Source organism: Staphylococcus sp. 510, assembly GCF_057219715.1.
This window is the reverse complement of the sequence record NZ_JBXVVK010000008.1, coordinates 1-19,837: the sequence shown is the minus strand read 5'-3', so window position 1 is coordinate 19,837 and position 19,837 is coordinate 1. Positions and strand designations below refer to the sequence as shown.

Below are 19,837 nucleotides of genomic sequence, written 5' to 3'. Positions count from 1 at the left end.
TAAGCCACTTCCAACAGACATGGAAGTGGCTTATTTTCAAGTACAATTAAGAAAGAAAACATGTTGAACTTAGACAATCTTTTTTGATTTACAAAAAGATGAAATTTTCTTAGAAAAATACCTTAAAATTCTTTTCATTTTATATAACTCATGTAAAATGAAATTAAATAGGGGTATGACAATTGTTCCCATAAAACATAGGAGGCAGTGATGGAAGAACGTATTGGTTTAATAGATATTGGTTCAAATACCATTCGTCTTGTTATTTTTGGATTTGATAAAGACACAGGTCTAAACGAAATCCTTAATATTAAGACGCCCGCACGTCTAAGTCAGTATTTAACTAAAGATAACGATATGAATGACGAAGGGATTCAAGTACTTACAGACGCGTTAAGTAGCTTTAATAAAGTAGCAACGACATTTAAAGTAGACGAATTACATCCAATTGCAACTGCAGCAATTCGTCAATCAAATAATCAACAAGATATTATCAAAAAAGTAAAAAAAGACACAGGTGTAGAGATTAAAATCGTTCCTGAAGAGGATGAAGCATTTTACGGCTATTATGCCATTTCACATACAACTGATATTGAAGATGGTGTCTCAGTTGATATTGGTGGCGGATCTACAGAGGTCACTTTATTTAAAGATAAAAAATTAAAGGCTGCACACAGTTTTCCATTTGGTGTTGTATCGCTCAAACGTCAATTCTTTGGTGACAAAGATCATAATGATAAATCAGCGATTAAAAGTATGGAGAAATTCTTATCAGAGCAATTCGGTCAACTTGACTGGCTTAATGATCAAGATGTCGCACTTGTTGGTGTAGGTGGCTCAGCACGAAATGTAGCTCGAATACACCAGTCAGAGCATTCTTATCCTATTGGTGGTGTTCATAACTACACGATGTCAGATAGAGATATCGAAGAAGTATATGACTTAATTCGTAAAAGTTCAAGAGACGACTTAACTAACCTAGACGGATTAAGTCGCGACCGTGTAGACATTATCTTACCTGCCGTTTCAGTCTTTAAAACACTATATAAGAAAGTGGATGCGACTCAGTTTACTTTCTCAAGAAAAGGTATTCGTGAAGGTTATGTAATGAATCTCATTCGTCAACGTTATCCAGAAGAATTTTCAAAAGATAATGTAAGACAAGATGCTTTACGCCATTTAGCAAACGAATATCACATTGAAGCAAGCAGTGCTAATCGTCGTCTTAAACTAGCAGAATCACTATTATCGCAACTATTAAAACGTTCAGATTTGAAATTAAGCGACAAAGATAAAGAGCTCTTCGTTGAAGGTGCCTATCTTTATTATTTAGGTAGTTTTATCGATTCTGATTCAAGTTCACCACATACCTACTATCTAATTGCTAACTCAATGATCAACGGCTTTTCACATAAAGATCGTGTTAAGTTAGCATTACTTGCAAGTTTTAAAAATAAATCACTACTTAAGTTCTACTGCAAAGAAACACATTGGTTCGGTAGTAAAGAGACCGAAACGATTCAAGCCTTAGGTGGTATTATCAAATTTGTGAATGCACTCAATATTTCTCATACAAGCTTTGTTGAAGAAGTTGAACTCAAAGCGAAGAAAGACGATAAATATGAGCTTCACGTGTTCTACAAAGGGGAACCCATCGCCGAAGAATATCAAGCAAATCGTCAAAAAAAACATATTGAAAAGATATTAAAAGGTAAAGTCACGATCGTCTTTACAAAATCTTAATAATTGTATGGTACTTTTAAACTACATGAGTATATAAAAAACGATGAGGTGTTTTAAGCGTATGCAAACTCAATTGGGAGAAAAGGATATTAATTTACCGCAATACTATAACAACCGGGAGTTAAGTTGGTTAGACTTTAACTATAGAGTTTTAGAAGAAGCCTATGATTTTAGTAATCCACTACTCGAGAAATTAAATTTCGTATCAATTTTTAGTTCGAATTTAGACGAATTTTTCATGGTGCGTGTTGCAGGACTTAAAGATCAGGTCAAAATGGGCTATGATAAACCTGAAAACAAAGCACAAATGACACCTCAAGAGCAATTAGAAGCTATAAAAAAGAAAAATACAGAGTACGTTAACATTCAATACAATCGCTACAATGAATTAATTGAAGAGTTACGTAACTATGAAATTGAAATGGCTCAACCTGAGGACTTATCAGAATCACTATTAAATAGACTAGATCATGAATTTAAAACGAAAATTTTACCTACATTAACGCCATTAGGTATAGATGCCTATCATCCATTTCCAAAATTGAATAATAAAAGTTTAAATATCTTTGTAGATATCGATACAGAAGATGCAATTAATTCAGCAATTGTTCAGATTCCATCATTAATACCTAGATTTTTAACTTTAAACGAGGGGTATAAGCAATATGTGTTAATGGTAGAAGATGTTGTTACATTCTTTATTAATCAACTGTTCGTTGGTTACGAAGTATTAAATACATTTGCTTTCCGAATCACAAGAAATGCAGATTTAACCATTCACGAAGACGGTGCAGAAGACTTATTAATTGAAATCGAACGCTTCTTAAAAGAACGTAAAAGTGGCTCAGCCGTACGTTTAGAAGTGGATGGTCGTACTGCTGTACGTGAAGATATTGGTTGGATTATGGATCAACTTGAAGTTAAAGATGACGACGTCTATTTTGTAGACGGTCCTTTAGATTTAACTTTCTTATTTGGTTTAGTTGATCACTTATCTCATAAGTTAAGTTATTTAACTTACGATAAATACACACCACAAGTGCCTCGTTCACTTGGCTATAACAACATTTATCAATTAGCTTTGGAACGTGACATTTTCTTCCACCATCCATATGAATCATTCGAACCTATTGTCGATTTTATTAGAGAAGCTGCCGAAGATCCAAATACCATTGCAATCAAACAAACGTTATATCGTGTAAGTAAAGATTCCCCTATTATCAAGAGCTTGAAAGAAGCTGCCGAAAAAGGTAAACAAGTAACGGTCCTTGTCGAATTAAAAGCACGTTTCGACGAAGAAAATAACGTTCATTGGGCACGTATGTTAGAAGATGCGGGTTGTCACGTCATTTACGGTATGACACACCTGAAAACACATAGTAAAATCGCACTAGTCGTGAAGAAAATAGCTGGTGAATTAACATCATTTGTACATCTTGGTACAGGAAACTATAACGACAAAACTGCTAAATTGTATACAGATATGGGTATTATTACGACAAATAACGAAATTGCTGAAGATGCGATTAACTTCTTTAATTATTTAAGTGGCTATTCAGTTAAACCACAATATAACAAGTTGATTGTGGCACCGTTTGATATACGAGATGTCTTTATTGATCGCATTGATAAAGAGATTAGTAGTCACTTAGAACATGGTAATGGGAAAATCATGATGAAGATGAACTCATTAACAGATAAAGCAATTATTGAAAAATTATTTGAAGCATCACAAGCTGGTGTAAAAATCCAATTAATTATTCGTGGTATTTGTTGTTTAAAACCAGGCATCCCTGGTATCAGTGAAAATATTGAAGTTGTAAGTATTGTTGGTAGATTACTTGAACATTCTCGAATTTATTACTTCCATAATAATGGAGACGAACGTATCTACCTATCATCAGCCGATGTAATGACACGTAATATGATCAAACGTGTAGAAATCTTATTCCCTGTAGAAGATAAAAACATTGCCGCACGTTTATTAGACTTTATGAACTTACAACTATCTGATAACCAAAAAGGTCGTTATCAAGATCAATATGGTAATTATCATTATATCGAAAACAATTCGTCACCTTTAAATTCTCAAGCCTACTTGATGCAAGTTGCACTTAAATATGGTCAAGAATTAAAACGACAAAGCGCGCAACCATCCGGACGTGCCGTGCGTTCTAAACGAGGTGGCAGTTGGGTTAGTCGCTTACGCGATACGCTCAAACGTTAATTTAATCAATCAAGGGCTGGAACGTTGTCGTTCCAGCCCTTTTACTTATTTTTCAGGATATTGATACCAATGTTTTAAAAATTGATATAGCACATCGCTATATTTTTTAAGTTCTTCTTTTTGTATTTTTTCATTAACGCTATGCGCCTCTTCTAGGCTGCCCGGTCCATATAAGATGGTTGGAATATCAAAATGGGCAATCCAACCACCATCAGTCACTGTCGTACTCATACCATATTTTAATGGAGTTTGATGTACCGTTTGATGTGCTTGTTGTAATTGATGAAAACCAGGGTGGTCTACAGGCACTGTAAAACTTGGGAATATTTCTCCCTTATCTTCAATCATAGATGTACCGCCCCACTCAAATTCAAGTGGATTGTCCTTTAGCCACACATCAGCTTGTGCCACACGATTTAAATAATCTTCGATCTCTGTTACTACATCTTCGTATGACTCATTTGGTAAATAATGTACTGTAATCCATAATCGACATTCATCAGCAATAAATGCTGGGTGTCTGCCACCTTCAATTACTGCAGGATTAATGGTATTGGCCCCTGCTGGCATATCTGGATAATGCTTCATTACAGCCCAATGCCGTTCGAGTTCATTCAATGCTTGGATGATTTTAGTCATTTTTTCAATGGCACTCGCACCAAATAATCCACCACCTGCGTGAATCGTTTGATGACGGGCACCATCATGTATTGTGTTCTTACTTTTAACTGTAATCCAACCTGTAATGACACCGCCCTGTCCTAGCGCTTGATTTTCACTTGTATCTAATACAAGCGCTAAATCACCTTTAGGTCCTACTTCACAAGCACGTTTAGTACCTGCTTCTCCAACTTCTTCACCAACCACTGACTGAACAATGATGTCACCTTTAGGTCGATGTCCTTCTTGATGCAATCGTTCTAATACATAAAATAATGATGACATCCCACCTTTCATATCACTGACACCTCTACCATATAACCAATCTTGGTGCTCCGTAAGTTGAAATGGTGGATATATCCAGTATTGATCATCTTCTACAGAGGCAACATCGATATGACCGTTTAAGATCAATTTAGGCGCTTGTGCATCTATACCTTTGAGTGTACCAATGACCACACTATCATTCTCATACATTGTTTCACGCTGTATGCTAAAGCCAAGTTGTTTTAACAACTGTACGATATCATCTTGTAATGGATCGGTGTTCCGACCTGGTGGACTTTCCGTTTGATAACTGACTAACCATTCTAATAACTCAAATTGACGTTGATTCAATTTACATCCCGTCCTTCATGTAAAATGATTTTATTAAAACGTTTACAATTTAAGTCTATCATGGTTATGATTTGAATTAAATATTATACAGGTCTTACTGTTACTTCATTAACATTCACATGACTAGGTTGTGTTAATGCATAAATGGCAGCATCAGCAATATTTTGTGCTTCTAGCTTTTTACGACCATTAAAGTCGTAATGCTCTGTTAATGGTGTTTCAACCATACCTGGTGAAATGCTAGTGACTTTGACACTTGTTTTGGCTAATTCTTTTTCTAATCCTTGAGTAATCGTATGCACTGCTGCTTTCGTGGCACTGTAGATCGCACTACCTTTCGTTACTTCAAATCCTGAAATAGATGCGATATTAATAATATGACCACTTGATTGTTCTAATAACTTTGGTAATGCAGCTTGCACTGTATACAATGTTCCTTTAACGTTCACATCAATCATTGAATCCCAATCTTCTACTTTATAGTCTGTGATTTTAGATGATTTCATTTGACCTGCACTATTAACAACGATGTCTAATCCACCAAAACTTGTTTTAGCAGTATCAATTAATGATTCTACCTCACGTTGTTTCGTTACATCTGTAGCTACCACTTTAACTTGATCGCTATCAAATTTTGTAGCAACTGCATTGAGTTTATCTGTATTTCTTCCAGCTAAAACAACTTTAACACCTTGTTCTCCTAGAGTAGTTGCGATTGCTTCACCAATACCGCTTCCTGCACCTGTTACGACTGCGACTTTATCTTTTAATTGATTCATCTTCAAAACTCCTTTTTATTTATCATTATTTTATAATTACCAATGACACTACTAAGTTAAACGTTTGTGAATACAATCTATTTAATAGTAAATTTCAAACATTTGAAATTCATGATTGTAAAATTCATTTATAAGTTATAAAGTTAATGTGTAACTATCATACATGTTTTGGAATTATAGGGGGCAAATAATGACTTTTCATGATCGTATATTAAAATTAAGAGAACACAATCACCGCACGGCATTTGAATTTCGTTTCGAAGACTTATTTACTAAAGAGGAATGGTTAGAGATGTCTATCGCTGATCAAAAAGCTGCAGAAAAGCAATTCCAACGTGACATTAATCAAATGAGTGATGTCAGAATGCCATTCGCTAGTGTAGATAAAGCAAAAAACAAAATGTTCAATCTTATCTATGCCTATAACGGTATTAAAAAGAACTTTAAAGTCGTAGAAGACCAACAACATTCAAGATAATTCAAAAAAGACCGTACCTCATTTGAGATACGGTCTTTATAAACATTTCCAGAATTATACGGGGGGTATAATAATGATGCCTTCAATTGCTCACCAATGAAGGCAAGTTGTTAATTTACGATTAGGAGTCAAAATGAATTAGTTTGTCACTAATGTTTTTCGTTCTAAGCCATAGTAGTATAGTCTTTCAGCATCGATATAGGGGATTGAATCGATAGTTAAATAGCCATCTTTAATGTCGCCAATAATACCTTGGTTCACACCGGTATTGACATAGATTTCATAGCTACTTACATCAGAGAAAACAAGCTCTTCAATTACTTTTCTCACTTTTATCACTCCAACATGTCTTATTCCTTACAATTCATATACTACACTATTTTTCAGAAAATAAAAGGTGTTTGTGATTGTTTTCACAAAAATATCACTTTTTAAAGATTGTAAAAATAATGTTAACTTTCATATATAGAACTACATGATAATCTGAATTAATATTTTAATTAAGATATTAAAGCGCACATCTACTTAAAATAAAGCAACTTTAAGCTAGATGTGCGATATATTTTATATTGATTCCTTTGGTTTAATCTATAAAATCAACAGATATGGATTTTCGATATATTTGGCTAATACTTTTAGGAATTCTGCTGCGCCTGCACCGTCTAATATTTGATGGTCGAATGTTAAACTTAGTGGAATTCGAGACACTTGTTTAACATTGCCGTTATCCATAACAACCTCTTGTGATAATGCGCCTATACCTAAAATACCTGTTTCACCAACATTTAATATTGGTGTGAAGTATTCAATTTCACTTGCCCCCATATTCGTAATCGTAAACGTAGCCCCTTGTAATTGTACATCATTTGTTCTACCTTCACGCACCGCTTCAGAAGACTGTTTAATTTCATTGGCAAGTGCACCAACACTTTTAGTATCTGCTTGTGTTATAACTGGTACCATTAAGCCATCTTCAAGTGATGTTGCTACACCTAAATGCACGTCATCATATTCCGTTAATGTGCCATTTTCATAACGTGCATTCATAGCACCATAATCTTTAAGAGCTAAGACTACTGCTTTAGCAAGTAATGTTGTGACAGTTAACTTAACATCTTGCCCTGCGTTTTGTAGCTCACCTTTTAATTTATCTTTAAATTCTAATAGGTGATCAGCATCTACTTTACGATGTAACGTCAACTGAGCAGTATTTTGAAGACTTTGTCTCATATTTTGAGCAATATTTTTACGCATTGGGCTTAAACCCTCACCGACATTTCCTACTGCAAAGTTTGCAATTTCGGATGTATCTTGTTGCGGTTCGCTAGACGTATAATCTGCTTGATCATAACCATTTTCAAGTACACGTTGGATATCTAATTTAGTAATCCGTTGATTACCACCTGTACCATTAATACGTGTAATATCTAGGTCTTCTTTGTCAGCCATTTTACGTGCTAATGGAGAAATAAATAGACGTTGTTCTTGAGATGCGTCTTCTTGACTAGGCTGCTGAACCTTGTCTTCTTGATTTGTGTTTCCGTTATCTGCATCACTTTCTTTTGCTTTTTCATTAGTTTCATCTTTAGAATTATTTTCTTTAGATTGTTGCTGCGTTGATTCGCCTTCTTCTCCAATAACACCAAGCACTGCTTTAACTTTTGCTTCTTCTCCTGCTTGTACATTGATTTTTAATAATGTACCTGATGCTGGTGCTTCTACGTCTTGTATTAACTTTTCAGAACTAATTGTGACAATACTGTCTCCTTCATTGACTGTGTCACCTTCTGATTTAAACCATTCTTCAACAGTTCCTTCTTTCATTGTCATTCCTAATTTCGGCATTATAATATTTTCACTCATGTTTCACACCCCCCATACTTATGATTTAGCTTGTTTCAAATCATCGATTAATTCTGATGCGACATCTAAAACTTTATCTGTATTTGGTATATAAGCTTCCTCTAAGTTAGCTGCAAATGGTACTGGTGTGTCTGGTGCAGTGACCTTTTTAATTGGACCATCTAAATAATCAAATCCTATATCACCAATCACTGATGCCACATCACCAGCTACATTACATTGTGGGTTAGATTCATCGATAACAATGAGTCGTCCTGTTTTCTTAACTGAATCTAATACGGTATCTTTATCCCAAGGTGATACTGAGCGTAAATCAATCACTTCAACAGATACATTGCTTTCAGCTAATTGGTCTGCCGTATCTAAAGCGACAGCTACCATTTTACCTATAGCTACAATGGATAAATCGCTACCTTCTCGAACAACATTGGCTTTACCAATTTCTACCGTATAATGTTCTTCTGGCACCTCGCCTTTTTGACCTAATAGTGTTTTATCTTCAGAGAATACGACTAAATTGTCATCTTCAATCGCAGCATTTAATAATCCTTTAGCATCATACGGATTAGATGGTACAACGACCTTAACACCTGGAATCGCAGCAAACATATTATATAGTGATTGTGAATGTTGTGCCGCTGCACCTGCGCCTGCACCATGTACAGTTCTAACAACTAATGGAATTTTAGCTTTCCCACCAAACATATAGCGCATTTTTGCCCCTTGGTTCAAAATAGGATCCAGACCAAATCCAATAAAGTCATTGAACATTAACTCTGCGATTGGTCGTAAACCAGTAGCTGCCGCACCAACTGCTGTACTTAAGGTAATATGTTCTGCTATCGGTGTGTCAATAACACGATCACGACTATACTTTTTAGCCAAACCTTTGGTTACACCAAATACACCACCAAATGTATCATCATCTTTGATATGTTCCACATTGGCACCACCAGAGACATCTGTACCAATTAAAATGACATTGTCATCCTTTTCCATTGATTGATCGATTGCTTCGTTGATTGCACCCATAAATGTTAACTTACGATTTTCACTCATAATGATATCCCCCTTTGCTTATGCAAATACATCTTTATATAGTGATTCGACATCTGGTAACTCACTTTGTTCTGCGTATGCAACTGAATCTTCAACTGCTTGTTCTGCAGCTTGTTCAATTTCCGTTGCTTCTTCTTCCGTTAACCAACCTTCGTTGATTGCTACTTTTCTAAATTCTTCTGTAGCATTTTTATCTGCATTACGATCATTAGGTGATTTAACCTTTTGTTCATCACCTTCAAAGTGACCATATTTTCGATACGTATCACATTCGATAAGTGTTGGTCCTTCTCCATTTTTAGCTCGTTCAACCGCTTCTTTAGCAGCATTTCTCACTTCAATCACATCCATGCCGTCCACTCTAACACCAGGCATGTTATACGCTTTAGCACGTTCTGCAATGGTTTCAGACGCACTAGCGTAATCATGTGTTGTACCTTCAGCGAATTGGTTATTTTCACAAACAAATATCACTGGTAAATTTAAAATAGATGCAAAGTTTAATCCCTCATGGAAATTCCCTTCATTGGCTGCACCATCACCAAAGAAACATACGGCAACATTTTCTTTTTTCTGATTTCTAATGGATATACCTGCACCCGTCGCAAGGCCAAAGCCACCACTTACAATTCCATTGGCACCTAACATACCTTTATCGATTTCAGCTACGTGCATTGAGCCACCTTTACCATGGCCAAGTCCATCTTTCTTACCCATAATTTCAGTCATCATGCCGTTTAAATCACAACCTTTAGCAATCGCATGACCATGTCCACGGTGTGTACTTGTAATATAATCATCATCTTCTAACAATGACATGACACCCGTAGCAACTGCTTCTTCCCCCACATACAAGTGAACGAATCCTGGAATTTGACCATCACTAAAAATTTTATGCACTTTTTCTTCAAAGTATCGAATTTCATTCATTGTTTTATAAATCCAACGTGCTTGTTCCTTTTCCATAGTCATTTCCTCCCCTTTAACCGATTCAAAACATCACATTTTTGTCACAAAATTCAGAAATTTAAATGTAAATTACATGTGTATAGCTTTTTTAAATAATGCATCTGCACCTTCACCTATTGCTTCTAATAAAGATGGATGAGGTTGGATAATTTGAGATAGTTCATTTATTGTGCCTTCTGAAGATTTGACACCTAAAACTTCACCAATGAGATCTGTCGCATGTGGTCCCACTATAAATGCGCCTAAGATTTCATTATATTGCTTATCAGACACTATTTTAATGAATCCTTGAGGCTCACCTTTGATCATCGCTTTCGCATTACCTTGGAAACTTGATTGAGTAACTACTACATCATAACCTGCATCTTTCGCCTGTTGTTCTGAAAGCCCAACGGATGCCGCTTCAATTCTTGTATAAATACATCTTGTAATTTCATTAGGATTAACAGGTTTTGGATTTAATCCAGCCAACTTTTCGGCTACTACAACGCCTTGAGCACTTGCAGTATGCGCTAATTGATAACCTTTGACTAAGTCTCCAATAGCATAGATATGGTTATTACTTGTCTGATTAAATGCATTCACTTGAATGAACGAACCATCCATTTCGATATTGAGCGCGTTTACGACTTGTGTATTTGGCTTTCTACCTGTCGCAATTAATAATTGATTGAATTCAACTGTGTCACCGGTTTCAAGTTGAATAGTATAAGGTGTTACTTGCTTAATTTGTGCTTGTGTAATGATATGAACACCTTGTTCTTCCAGATGTGCTTTCAAATATTCACGTACTTCTTCAATTTCAGTCAATAAGATATCATCAGCTACTTCAATGATTGTCACGTCTACGCCTAAATCAGCCATAGATGATGCTAATTCAGTAGCAATTACACCACCACCAATAACGGCTAAACGTTTCGGTAATGACTGTAGATTAAAGAAGGTATCAGTTGTTAGATAATCTACATCTTCGATACCTTTAATAGGTGGAACAAATGGTTGACTACCTGTTGCTAATATGATGTCTCTCGCCTTCAGTGATTGTTGATTCATTTCAATTGTTAGTCCATCTTTAACCACAGCTTCTCCTTGAATCAGTTCAACGTTATTCTTCTTAAGCAATTGTGTTACACCATTTGTTAACGTGTGAACAATGTTGTTCTTATGTTCAAATAAACGTGGATAATCAATATTCAAATGACCCGTTGTGATACCTAAATCATTAGCAGCATGGATTTGATGTACTTGAGACCCAAACTCAAGTAACGTTTTAGAAGGAATACACCCCACATTCAAACACGTTCCCCCAACATGTTGCTTTTCAATGATTGCGACTGATTTACCAAGTTGTGCCGCTCTAATTGCAGCCACATAACCACCAGGTCCCGCACCAATCACTACAAGATCATAGTTACTTGCCATATCACATCCCCCTTCCATATCATATTCATAAAAGCCATTTAATAATGAAAAGAAAACCCAAAAGAAACAAGAAAATAAAAAGCGAAGTAATTATTATAAATTGTGTAAGCGTTTTCTTATTCCTTTAATTACATATTACAACTAAAAAGATATTTGAGCAAATGAGAATAATAAAATAAATATTATTTAGGAAAACAAAAAAAGTAAGATGAACATTGCGTTCATCTTACTCGAAATAAAAAAACTATTAATCCTCAGTTATATATCTAAAAATATCATCTCTAACTGCTTGATGCATAGAAATTTTCATGGTTACCACGGAATTACCATTTGGCATTATATCTTCTTCTTCTGTACCTTTAATATAATTTGCTGTACCTAAATAATAGAAATACTTGCCATCATCATCTTTTTTCTTAACAAAAATATACATCGTTACATTATCTTCCGCATGTTTCAGTATATTTTGTACTTCAGGAGAGGTAATCTTTCTTGGAGAACGCGTATACCATTTCAATTCATCCTGACTCAAAAATTCATCTTCATATTTTGTATTATCACTTATATCTTCGTGTTTGTCATAAGTTATAAATATAGGTAAAGTTTGATGTTTCATTTTATATCCATTAATTGTTGCTGACTCATCACTATCCCAATTTAATAATTTTACGAAATCTTCTCTAGAATATTTGTTGTAAATAATCATTTTATTTCCACTATCTTGATATCGCATATTATTGTATTTAGATAGATCGATCAAATCTAAAAAGTAATTCTCAAATAATGGTTTCTTTAAGGCGCTAGAAAAATCACTTGTTAGCTCCACGTTTTTATCATTAATAGTTATAAGTGGGCTTCCATAAATATCTCCAATTGTTGCTTTAAATAATGTAAAATCTAAGACTTTTAATGATGTCATCACATCTTTTTCAGTTATATCATCATTTTGATATCTCATACTTTCAATTAAATTATCAATTGAAGTTTCGCCTTCGACTAAAGTTTCTAATACATCAATATCCACCTTTTTTAATCCTGGTGTTAACTGTCTAGATAAAAATGTTAAGTTCTTAAATTCATTAATACTTAACGTATCTTCAATATATTTATTTTTAGTTAAAAATTCATGATAATTTTTGCATTTAGAAAAAATAACACTAGGGTCCACTGAATTTTGTCTTATGAAATCCATTAACATAGGTTGTTTTCCTATTCTTTTCTTAACCGTTTCATATGCTTCCCTTAATAATTTTGGTTGATTAAGTTTAACAGCATCTAATGAATCATAAATTCGTTTTTTAGCTATTTCTTCAAAGTTAATAGTAGAAACGCCATTCAGTTCACTATTAGTTGTTAAGAATCTTTTATAATTGTCCTTATTTTGAGATTGATCACCTGATAAAGCAACTGGTATTAAGTAATTAGTTTTATAGTTTCCTATAAAATCAATTACTGTCACATAGTCCTTATTATCACTCTTTCTTAACCCTCTACCTAGTTGTTGAATAAAAATGATGCTTGATTCTGTAGGTCGTAACATTACAACTTGATTCACTTCCGGTATATCAATACCTTCATTAAATAGGTCGACCGTTATAATATAATTGATTTCCCCATTTTTCAAGCGGTCAATTGTCGTACTTCGCACATTGATATTATCTTTACCAGTCAATCCAACAGAAGGGATTCCACAATTGGTTAGTTTTTCTGCTAACTCATATGCTTCATCTCTCCGACTAACAAAAATCAGACCCTTTAATTCTTCTCCAGAATAACCATAGTAATCTGTTTTTTCTAAAATGTTCTTTAATCTTTCATCAGATGTTAAGTTCTTTAAATCAGTAACATCCTCATTTATTTCTCCGTTAAGTGAATAATCCGTAACACCAAAATAATGGAAGGGACATAAAATTTCACTTTCTAAGGCCTCTTGTAATCTAATTTCAAAAGCCACATTATAATCAAATAATTCAAATATATTTAGATCATCTGTTCTTTCTGGAGTTGCTGTCATACCTAACATAAACTTAGGTGTGAAGTAATTAAATACTTTCTGATAACTAGCTGCAGCTGATCTATGTGCCTCATCAAAAACAATATAATCAAAATGATCCTTTGCAAATTCTTTAAAATTCTCATTATTAGATAATGTTTGAATAGTAGCAAATAAATACCTCGCATTGATATCTTTATGTTTTCCAGTTAAAAGTCCAAATTCTTTTTCATCAATATGAGGCATTACTTTTCTAAATTCTTCTTTAGCTCTGTTTAAAATACCTTCATTATGTACTATAAACAAGAACCTATTTGGATTAAATGACCTAACATCTAAGGCACATAATATTGTTTTACCAGTTCCTGTAGCCGAAATAATTAAGCTTTTTTCTCTCCCTTCGTTTCTAAGAGCCTCTAAACATTTTAATGCTTCTTTTTGCATTTTATTAGGCTGAATATCTATAGCATTATTAAATTTTTCTGTAGATTTCAATTGTTCTTTTTGTATTTCAAATACTTTCTTTATTGACTTATACTCAAAAGTTTCTTGATATTCTTCAACCCAACTCGATGTCAGCGGTATACTTTTATCCCACAGATCATTAAATTGTGATTTCACATTATGAACTAATTCACCATTTCTATGCGTTGATAACAGAATATTGTGCTCATAGTTAATTTTCAATGCATTGGAAGTTAAATTTGAACTACCAATGATCATCGAAGAATAATTGTCATGATCAAAGATATAACCTTTAGCGTGAAATCCTTCTACATCTGTCAATCTTACCTCAACATTTTCTAATTTAAGTAGCTCATAATACATTTTAGGACTATTAAATCCTAAATAATTTGAAGTAAGTATTCTTCCTTTTACTCCTTTTTGGTTTAAATCATATAAATAAGATTTTAAACTAGCTAATCCACTTTCAGTAATAAAAGCCACTGATATACTAAAAGATGAACACTTTTGCAATTCTTGTACAACAGTTGATAAAACATTTTCTTTTTTATTATTAATTAATAGCTTAGGCGTAAAATTACCCTGATGTGATACATCTTTATCAATAAATCCTTTATATAGCGATTGTGTAAAATCTTCGATTAGCCTATTCATAGCTATTCTCCTTCTATTAATAATTTAACTGCTGGAACATCTGCTGGAGCCCATTCTATTGAATCAAGTTGATTAATTGGTAACCACTTTATCTCTTTATGTTCTGTTAAAGTAGGTAATTGTTGATTTAAATGACATTTAAAAGTTGTTAAATTAACAATACCAAAATCATATTCATGTTCTGTAGTTGTCAGTTTTTCTTTAACTGAGATATCACATTTCATTTCTTCTTTAATTTCTCTAATTAATGCTGCTTCTTCTGATTCTCCTTTTTCAATTTTCCCACCAGGAAATTCCCATAATAGCGGGAGACTCATATTTTCACTTCTTTGTGCACATAAAATTTTGTTATCTGAATATATTACTGCGCCAACTACATTTATTACTTTTTTCATAACTATCACCTTTTAAATTTGTTTATATATATTCATTCTATCAAATAAATTGAATATAGTAATTTATCTAATGAAAATTTAAGATCAATACTATATTTAATCATAAAAAACTGGACAGAATGTCTTATCTGTCCAGTTTATTTTGCTATTTTACTTTATCAAATAATTTTTGGAAGTTGCCTGCAGCATTTTCTTGTTTAAGTTCTGCTTTTGTCGCAACATTTTGTAATGGTGTTTTTACTATTTTATCCATGTATTCTGCAAATTGTTGGATATTATCTGGTTCAACTAAATAGCCATTAACACCATGTTCAATGATTTCACTTGGGCCATATCGTACATCATATGAAATGACCGGACAACCTACTTCAATACTTTCCATTACAGTTAATCCGAAACCTTCATATTTACTAGTTAATAATGAAGCTCTAGATTTCCTAAATTCATCTAATGGATTATTAGTATAGTCGTAAATCTTAACTTTGTCTTCTAAGCCATATTCATCTATTAAATCTAACATCAGTTGTTTTTGATTTGCTTCGTCAGGGCCAAATACAGTTAAATTTGTTTCATGACCAATTGTTAAAAATTGTTGATATGCTTTAATTAAATGATCCACTTGCTTTTGAGTGCCTAATCTACCAATAAATACAAATCGGTCTAATTTTTCAACGTTGCCATTTTCTGGATAAGGCTCAATAAAGTGAGGAATAACAGAAATTTTACTATCATCAATATTAAATAAGCTTTGAATGTCATTCTTTTGTTTCTGAGTAAGCAATAAATATTGCGCTACTTTATTAGAATTCTCTAATGCTGTTTTATATGAACCTTTGATTTTGTCACCATCTAAATGACTATTATGGAAAACAAGGACATTTTTAGTTTGGTGACTCTGATTTAACATAGGTTTGTCTAATACTCTAGCATCGTTAAAAACGATATCCCCATCATTAAAACGATGTTCAAAATAATATTCAAACAATTCTTTTTCAGTTTTAAATGCACATAAGAATTTATCGTCTTTAAATACTTGTATAAAATCGATGCGTTTATCTACACTTGAATCAAAAAATTTCTTGCAGTAGATATGTCCCTCAGTATCATAGTATTCTTCTAAAATTTTGAAGAATGTTTTTGATGAAAAGTATACTTTTCTATGAAGTTGACCGTAAGTGTTATATTCTCTACGTTCAATTCTTTTTTTCGACGCTGGTGTCATCACATCTTCAAATTGTAGCATATTTATGCCTTCATAATATTTTCTATAAAGGACATATGTTTCCCCATCATAATAACGAATTACATTACCGTTATTAAATTCCTTCTTTTCTAAACCTTCGATTTCTTTATTCATTTCCTTATAAACTGGCTTTTTCTTAAATTTAGTCATTGGGATAGACAATAATTTAAATCCAGACAACCAATCATATAAATTTTCAAATTCAGTATTTTTCGTTACAACGTCATCTTGTAAAAATTTTTCATAAACTTCATTATAATTTGCGTTATAGTTGGTAGTGTATATTTTATTAACTATATTCATCTCTTCATCTAAAAACTTAATACGCTTTAATAATGCCTTGGTTCTCCCACCGTGTACTGGTGGTAGTGTGCTCGTAATTGTATATATCATAAATAATCCCCACTTTTATTAGTTAAGCTAATTATATGAAACAATCTAAAAAATGTATATCAATTTAGTAAATCAAAATTATTTATTTACCATTTTATTACTAATAACTATTAATTTTATTTATTTAATCGTCTAAAATTTTCTAGTAAGGTTTTATATCTTTTTAATGTAACTTGCAATAAATGTACTATATAATAAGGATAACTTACATGCGTACATTACTACCTTTATACCCGTTACATGGTATAGTTAATTTTAAATTAAGCATTCAATTTTATATGTCGCATCATTATTTTTTAAAGGGGAATTTATATTTATGAAAGATAATTGGATTAATGTCATTGACGACAGTTTAGTTAAAGACTTTTATAATCAACAATCTTCAGAGGAACAACAAGAAGGATTTGAAACAACGCTTGCTTTTGGTACAGCAGGTATCAGAGGTAAATTAGGTCTTGGTGAAGGCCGTTTAAATCGATTCACAGTTTCTAAAGTTGCGCTTGGTTTAGCGCAATTTTTACAATCAAAACATGACTTACCTGTAGCTGTGATTCACTATGATACAAGACATTTATCACCTGAGTTTGCTCAAATCATTGCGACGATTTTAGCGAGTCACGATATCAAAGTTTATTTATCAGATACGTATCGTACAACACCTGACTTATCATATGCAGTGAGATTTTTAGAAGCACATGCTGGTGTCATGATTACCGCAAGTCACAATCCTAAATACTATAATGGTATTAAAGTTTATGGCGAAGATGGTGCACAACTATCTACAGAGCCTTCTAATGTGTTAAGTGATTACATCAATGCTTTAGGTGATCCACTAACTATTGAATTACCTCAATTATCAAATGAACAACAATCATTGATTTTATCTGTGCCAGATGAAGTAAGAGAAGCTTATTTCAAAGATGTTCAATCATTAGTTGGTGATATACCACAATCTGATTTACAAGTGGTATTCACAAGTTTACACGGTACAAGTGTACCTGTGGTCCCTGAAATATTATCTCAATTAAACTTTAATCAATTTAATTTAGTTGAAGCACAATGTAAACCAGATCCTAATTTCAGTTCTGTCGCTAGTGCTAACCCAGAGGATCACAAAGCATTTGACCAATCTATCGAGCTTGCAAATCAAGTCAATGCAGATTTATTAATTAGTACGGATCCTGATGCAGACCGATTAGGCATTGCTGAACGCGATCAAGAAGGCAATATCTATTATTATAATGGTAACCAAATTGGCGCCCTTTTATTAAATTATCAAATCAAAGCAACATCACATTTAAACAATAGATTAATGATTCAATCCATTGTTAGTAGTGAATTAGCTAAATCTGTGGCACGTCATCATGGTGTTGCATATAAAGAAGTGCTCACAGGATTTAAATATATTGCTGAAGCAATCAGAAATATGTCTGAAGATCAAAATTATTTATTAGGCTATGAAGAAAGTTATGGTTTCTTAGCAGGACCTTTCGTTAGAGATAAAGATGCCATTCAAATTGTTCCACTTATCATCAAGTATGCATCTGAACTTAAAAATGAAGGCCGAATGTTAAAAGATGATTTAGAAGATATTTATCAACAAGTTGGACGTCATAATGACCAATTGTTCTCACATACTTTCGAAGGTGCTAAAGGTAAAGCTATTATTGATGATATTATGAAATCCTATAGAAACAACCCACCTCGTACAATTAATGGATTAGACGTTCTTGCTATTGAAGATTATGAAACTGGAGAAAAAGTTGATTTCCAAACAAATGAAACAACACCAATCACGCTCCCTAAAGCAAACGTGCTTAAAATATATTTCAAAGAAGGTTTTATTGCTCTAAGACCATCTGGTACTGAACCTAAAATTAAATTATATGTGTCATTAACGATTGATCATTTCGACGATGTAGCACAACAAATTAATGAAGAAATATTTAATTAAACATACCACAACTTCCCTTCCAATTAGGGAAGTTGTTTTTAGTATTATTACAATAATGAGTTAACTCATTATTGTACATATCCTCAATTGATAATGACTTTATACCTTTCTTCACGTATAATAATATTAAGTTATTTCGAAAGCGCTTTACTCAAATAGAATAACTTACCAACGCAACTTATATTTTCATGAGATTTTTATTCTTATTAAAAACGGAGATGACTAGACAAACATGAAACAATATCTTACAGAAACACCTCAACATATTGTCGTATTAAAAAAGATTAAAAAGTATGAAGATGCCAATTTCACTAAAGACATAGCTGTCATCAGTAAGGGACAATGTATAGAAATAACTAGTATGGACAAGAGTGATAAAGGAACGCCTAGATTGGTAGCTAAAGAGGGGTACTATATTACCGCTAATGAAGATTTCGTTGCACCTATTAATCTTGATAGTATCCAAGGCTATATTACTCATGCACCTAAAGCGATTGAAATTGTTAAAAAGTGTAAGTTATATGAGGATGTTGGATTTAAGAAAGATCCTATTAAATCATTAGAATTAGGTACAAAATTAGATATTATAGATATTGAATTTACGAGTAAGTTAACACCTAGATTAAAAACATCGGATGGACTTTACGTCACTGCTAATCAGAGTTTCGTTAAAGTTTTAAAATAACGCAAAAGCACCAACCATAAGATTGCTATGGTTGGTGCTTTTTGATTTTATAAGTCTAATTGCTTAATAAATGCTTTTAAGTCGTCTTTCATATCTTCGTCTTTTAATGCATATTCAATCGTTGTTTTAACGAAGCCTAGTTTTTCGCCGACATCGTAACGATCACCTTCGAAATCGTATGCGTATACTTGGCTTTCGGCATTCATACGTTCAATTGCATCTGTTAATTGAATTTCG

The 19,837-nt window shown here is 33.2% G+C and carries 14 protein-coding genes and 3 pseudogenes; 5 read left to right on the top strand and 12 right to left on the bottom strand.

The genetic code is table 11. The features are described from left to right. Window positions 1–210 precede the first annotated feature (210 nt). Together ppx and AC2D8K_RS07450 are read left to right on the top strand one after the other, a co-directional pair. Window positions 211–1,743, top strand: coding sequence for an exopolyphosphatase (ppx, locus tag AC2D8K_RS07455; protein WP_002450403.1), 1,533 nt, complete (start codon window positions 211–213; stop codon window positions 1,741–1,743). Between the two features lie 61 nt (window positions 1,744–1,804). Next, complete coding sequence (locus tag AC2D8K_RS07450; RefSeq protein ID WP_002450404.1) at window positions 1,805–3,970, top strand: RNA degradosome polyphosphate kinase; 2,166 nt, start codon at window positions 1,805–1,807, stop codon at window positions 3,968–3,970. A gap of 45 nt (window positions 3,971–4,015) precedes the next feature. On the opposite strand, the gene AC2D8K_RS07445 is transcribed toward AC2D8K_RS07450, so the two are convergent. Then, on the bottom strand, window positions 4,016–5,248 hold the full coding sequence (locus AC2D8K_RS07445; RefSeq protein ID WP_002450405.1) for an acetylornithine deacetylase: 1,233 nt from the start codon (window positions 5,246–5,248) through the stop codon (window positions 4,016–4,018). An 83-nt stretch (window positions 5,249–5,331) separates the two neighbouring features. Next, the gene (locus tag AC2D8K_RS07440; protein ID WP_484698360.1) at window positions 5,332–6,027 is read right to left on the bottom strand and encodes an SDR family oxidoreductase; all 696 of its coding nucleotides are present in this window, start codon (window positions 6,025–6,027) and stop codon (window positions 5,332–5,334) included. 190 nt (window positions 6,028–6,217) lie between these two features. On the opposite strand from AC2D8K_RS07440, the gene AC2D8K_RS07435 reads away from it, so the two are divergent. After that, window positions 6,218–6,505, top strand: a complete 288-nt coding sequence (locus AC2D8K_RS07435) for a DUF1413 domain-containing protein (RefSeq protein WP_002450407.1) — start codon at window positions 6,218–6,220, stop codon at window positions 6,503–6,505. Between the two features lie 138 nt (window positions 6,506–6,643). Here AC2D8K_RS07435 and AC2D8K_RS07430 read toward each other — a convergent pair whose 3' ends face one another. The 9 genes and pseudogenes from AC2D8K_RS07430 to AC2D8K_RS07390 all read right to left on the bottom strand — a co-directional run bounded on the left by AC2D8K_RS07430 (window position 6,644) and on the right by AC2D8K_RS07390 (window position 16,961). Further along, a complete protein-coding gene (locus AC2D8K_RS07430) occupies window positions 6,644–6,835 on the bottom strand; it encodes a hypothetical protein (protein ID WP_002450408.1) in 192 nt (63 codons plus the stop codon). Window positions 6,836–7,093: 258 nt separating this feature from the next. Then, window positions 7,094–7,756: pseudogene (locus tag AC2D8K_RS07425) on the bottom strand (dihydrolipoamide acetyltransferase family protein); the annotation flags it as partial. A 92-nt stretch (window positions 7,757–7,848) separates the two neighbouring features. Next, window positions 7,849–8,368: pseudogene (locus tag AC2D8K_RS07420) on the bottom strand (biotin/lipoyl-containing protein); the annotation flags it as partial. A gap of 18 nt (window positions 8,369–8,386) precedes the next feature. Beyond that, window positions 8,387–9,427 (bottom strand): alpha-ketoacid dehydrogenase subunit beta, encoded by a 1,041-nt coding sequence (locus AC2D8K_RS07415; protein ID WP_002450410.1) that lies wholly within the window; start codon window positions 9,425–9,427, stop codon window positions 8,387–8,389. Window positions 9,428–9,445: 18 nt separating this feature from the next. Then, on the bottom strand, window positions 9,446–10,399 hold the full coding sequence (locus AC2D8K_RS07410; RefSeq protein ID WP_002450411.1) for a thiamine pyrophosphate-dependent dehydrogenase E1 component subunit alpha: 954 nt from the start codon (window positions 10,397–10,399) through the stop codon (window positions 9,446–9,448). Between the two features lie 66 nt (window positions 10,400–10,465). Further along, window positions 10,466–11,818, bottom strand: coding sequence for a dihydrolipoyl dehydrogenase (gene lpdA, locus AC2D8K_RS07405; RefSeq protein WP_002450412.1), 1,353 nt, complete (start codon window positions 11,816–11,818; stop codon window positions 10,466–10,468). Window positions 11,819–12,065: 247 nt separating this feature from the next. After that, window positions 12,066–14,930 carry a DEAD/DEAH box helicase gene (locus AC2D8K_RS07400; protein ID WP_124227982.1) on the bottom strand — a complete coding sequence of 955 codons (2,865 nt, stop codon included), beginning with the start codon at window positions 14,928–14,930 and terminating at the stop codon, window positions 12,066–12,068. 2 nt (window positions 14,931–14,932) lie between these two features. Further along, a complete protein-coding gene (locus tag AC2D8K_RS07395; RefSeq protein WP_002450416.1) occupies window positions 14,933–15,325 on the bottom strand; it encodes a (deoxy)nucleoside triphosphate pyrophosphohydrolase in 393 nt (130 codons plus the stop codon). 145 nt (window positions 15,326–15,470) lie between these two features. Then, window positions 15,471–16,961: a glycosyltransferase gene (locus AC2D8K_RS07390; protein ID WP_484698356.1), complete on the bottom strand. Its 1,491-nt coding sequence runs from the start codon at window positions 16,959–16,961 to the stop codon at window positions 15,471–15,473. A gap of 316 nt (window positions 16,962–17,277) precedes the next feature. On the opposite strand from AC2D8K_RS07390, the gene AC2D8K_RS07385 reads away from it, so the two are divergent. Both AC2D8K_RS07385 and AC2D8K_RS07380 read left to right on the top strand, forming a co-directional pair. Further along, complete coding sequence (locus AC2D8K_RS07385) at window positions 17,278–18,915, top strand: phospho-sugar mutase (RefSeq protein ID WP_484698355.1); 1,638 nt, start codon at window positions 17,278–17,280, stop codon at window positions 18,913–18,915. Window positions 18,916–19,147: 232 nt separating this feature from the next. Beyond that, window positions 19,148–19,600: a DUF5776 domain-containing protein gene (locus AC2D8K_RS07380; protein WP_002450419.1), complete on the top strand. Its 453-nt coding sequence runs from the start codon at window positions 19,148–19,150 to the stop codon at window positions 19,598–19,600. A 47-nt stretch (window positions 19,601–19,647) separates the two neighbouring features. Here the strand turns inward: AC2D8K_RS07380 and AC2D8K_RS07375 are convergent. Further along, window positions 19,648–19,837, bottom strand: a pseudogene (locus AC2D8K_RS07375) (UTP--glucose-1-phosphate uridylyltransferase); the annotation flags it as partial.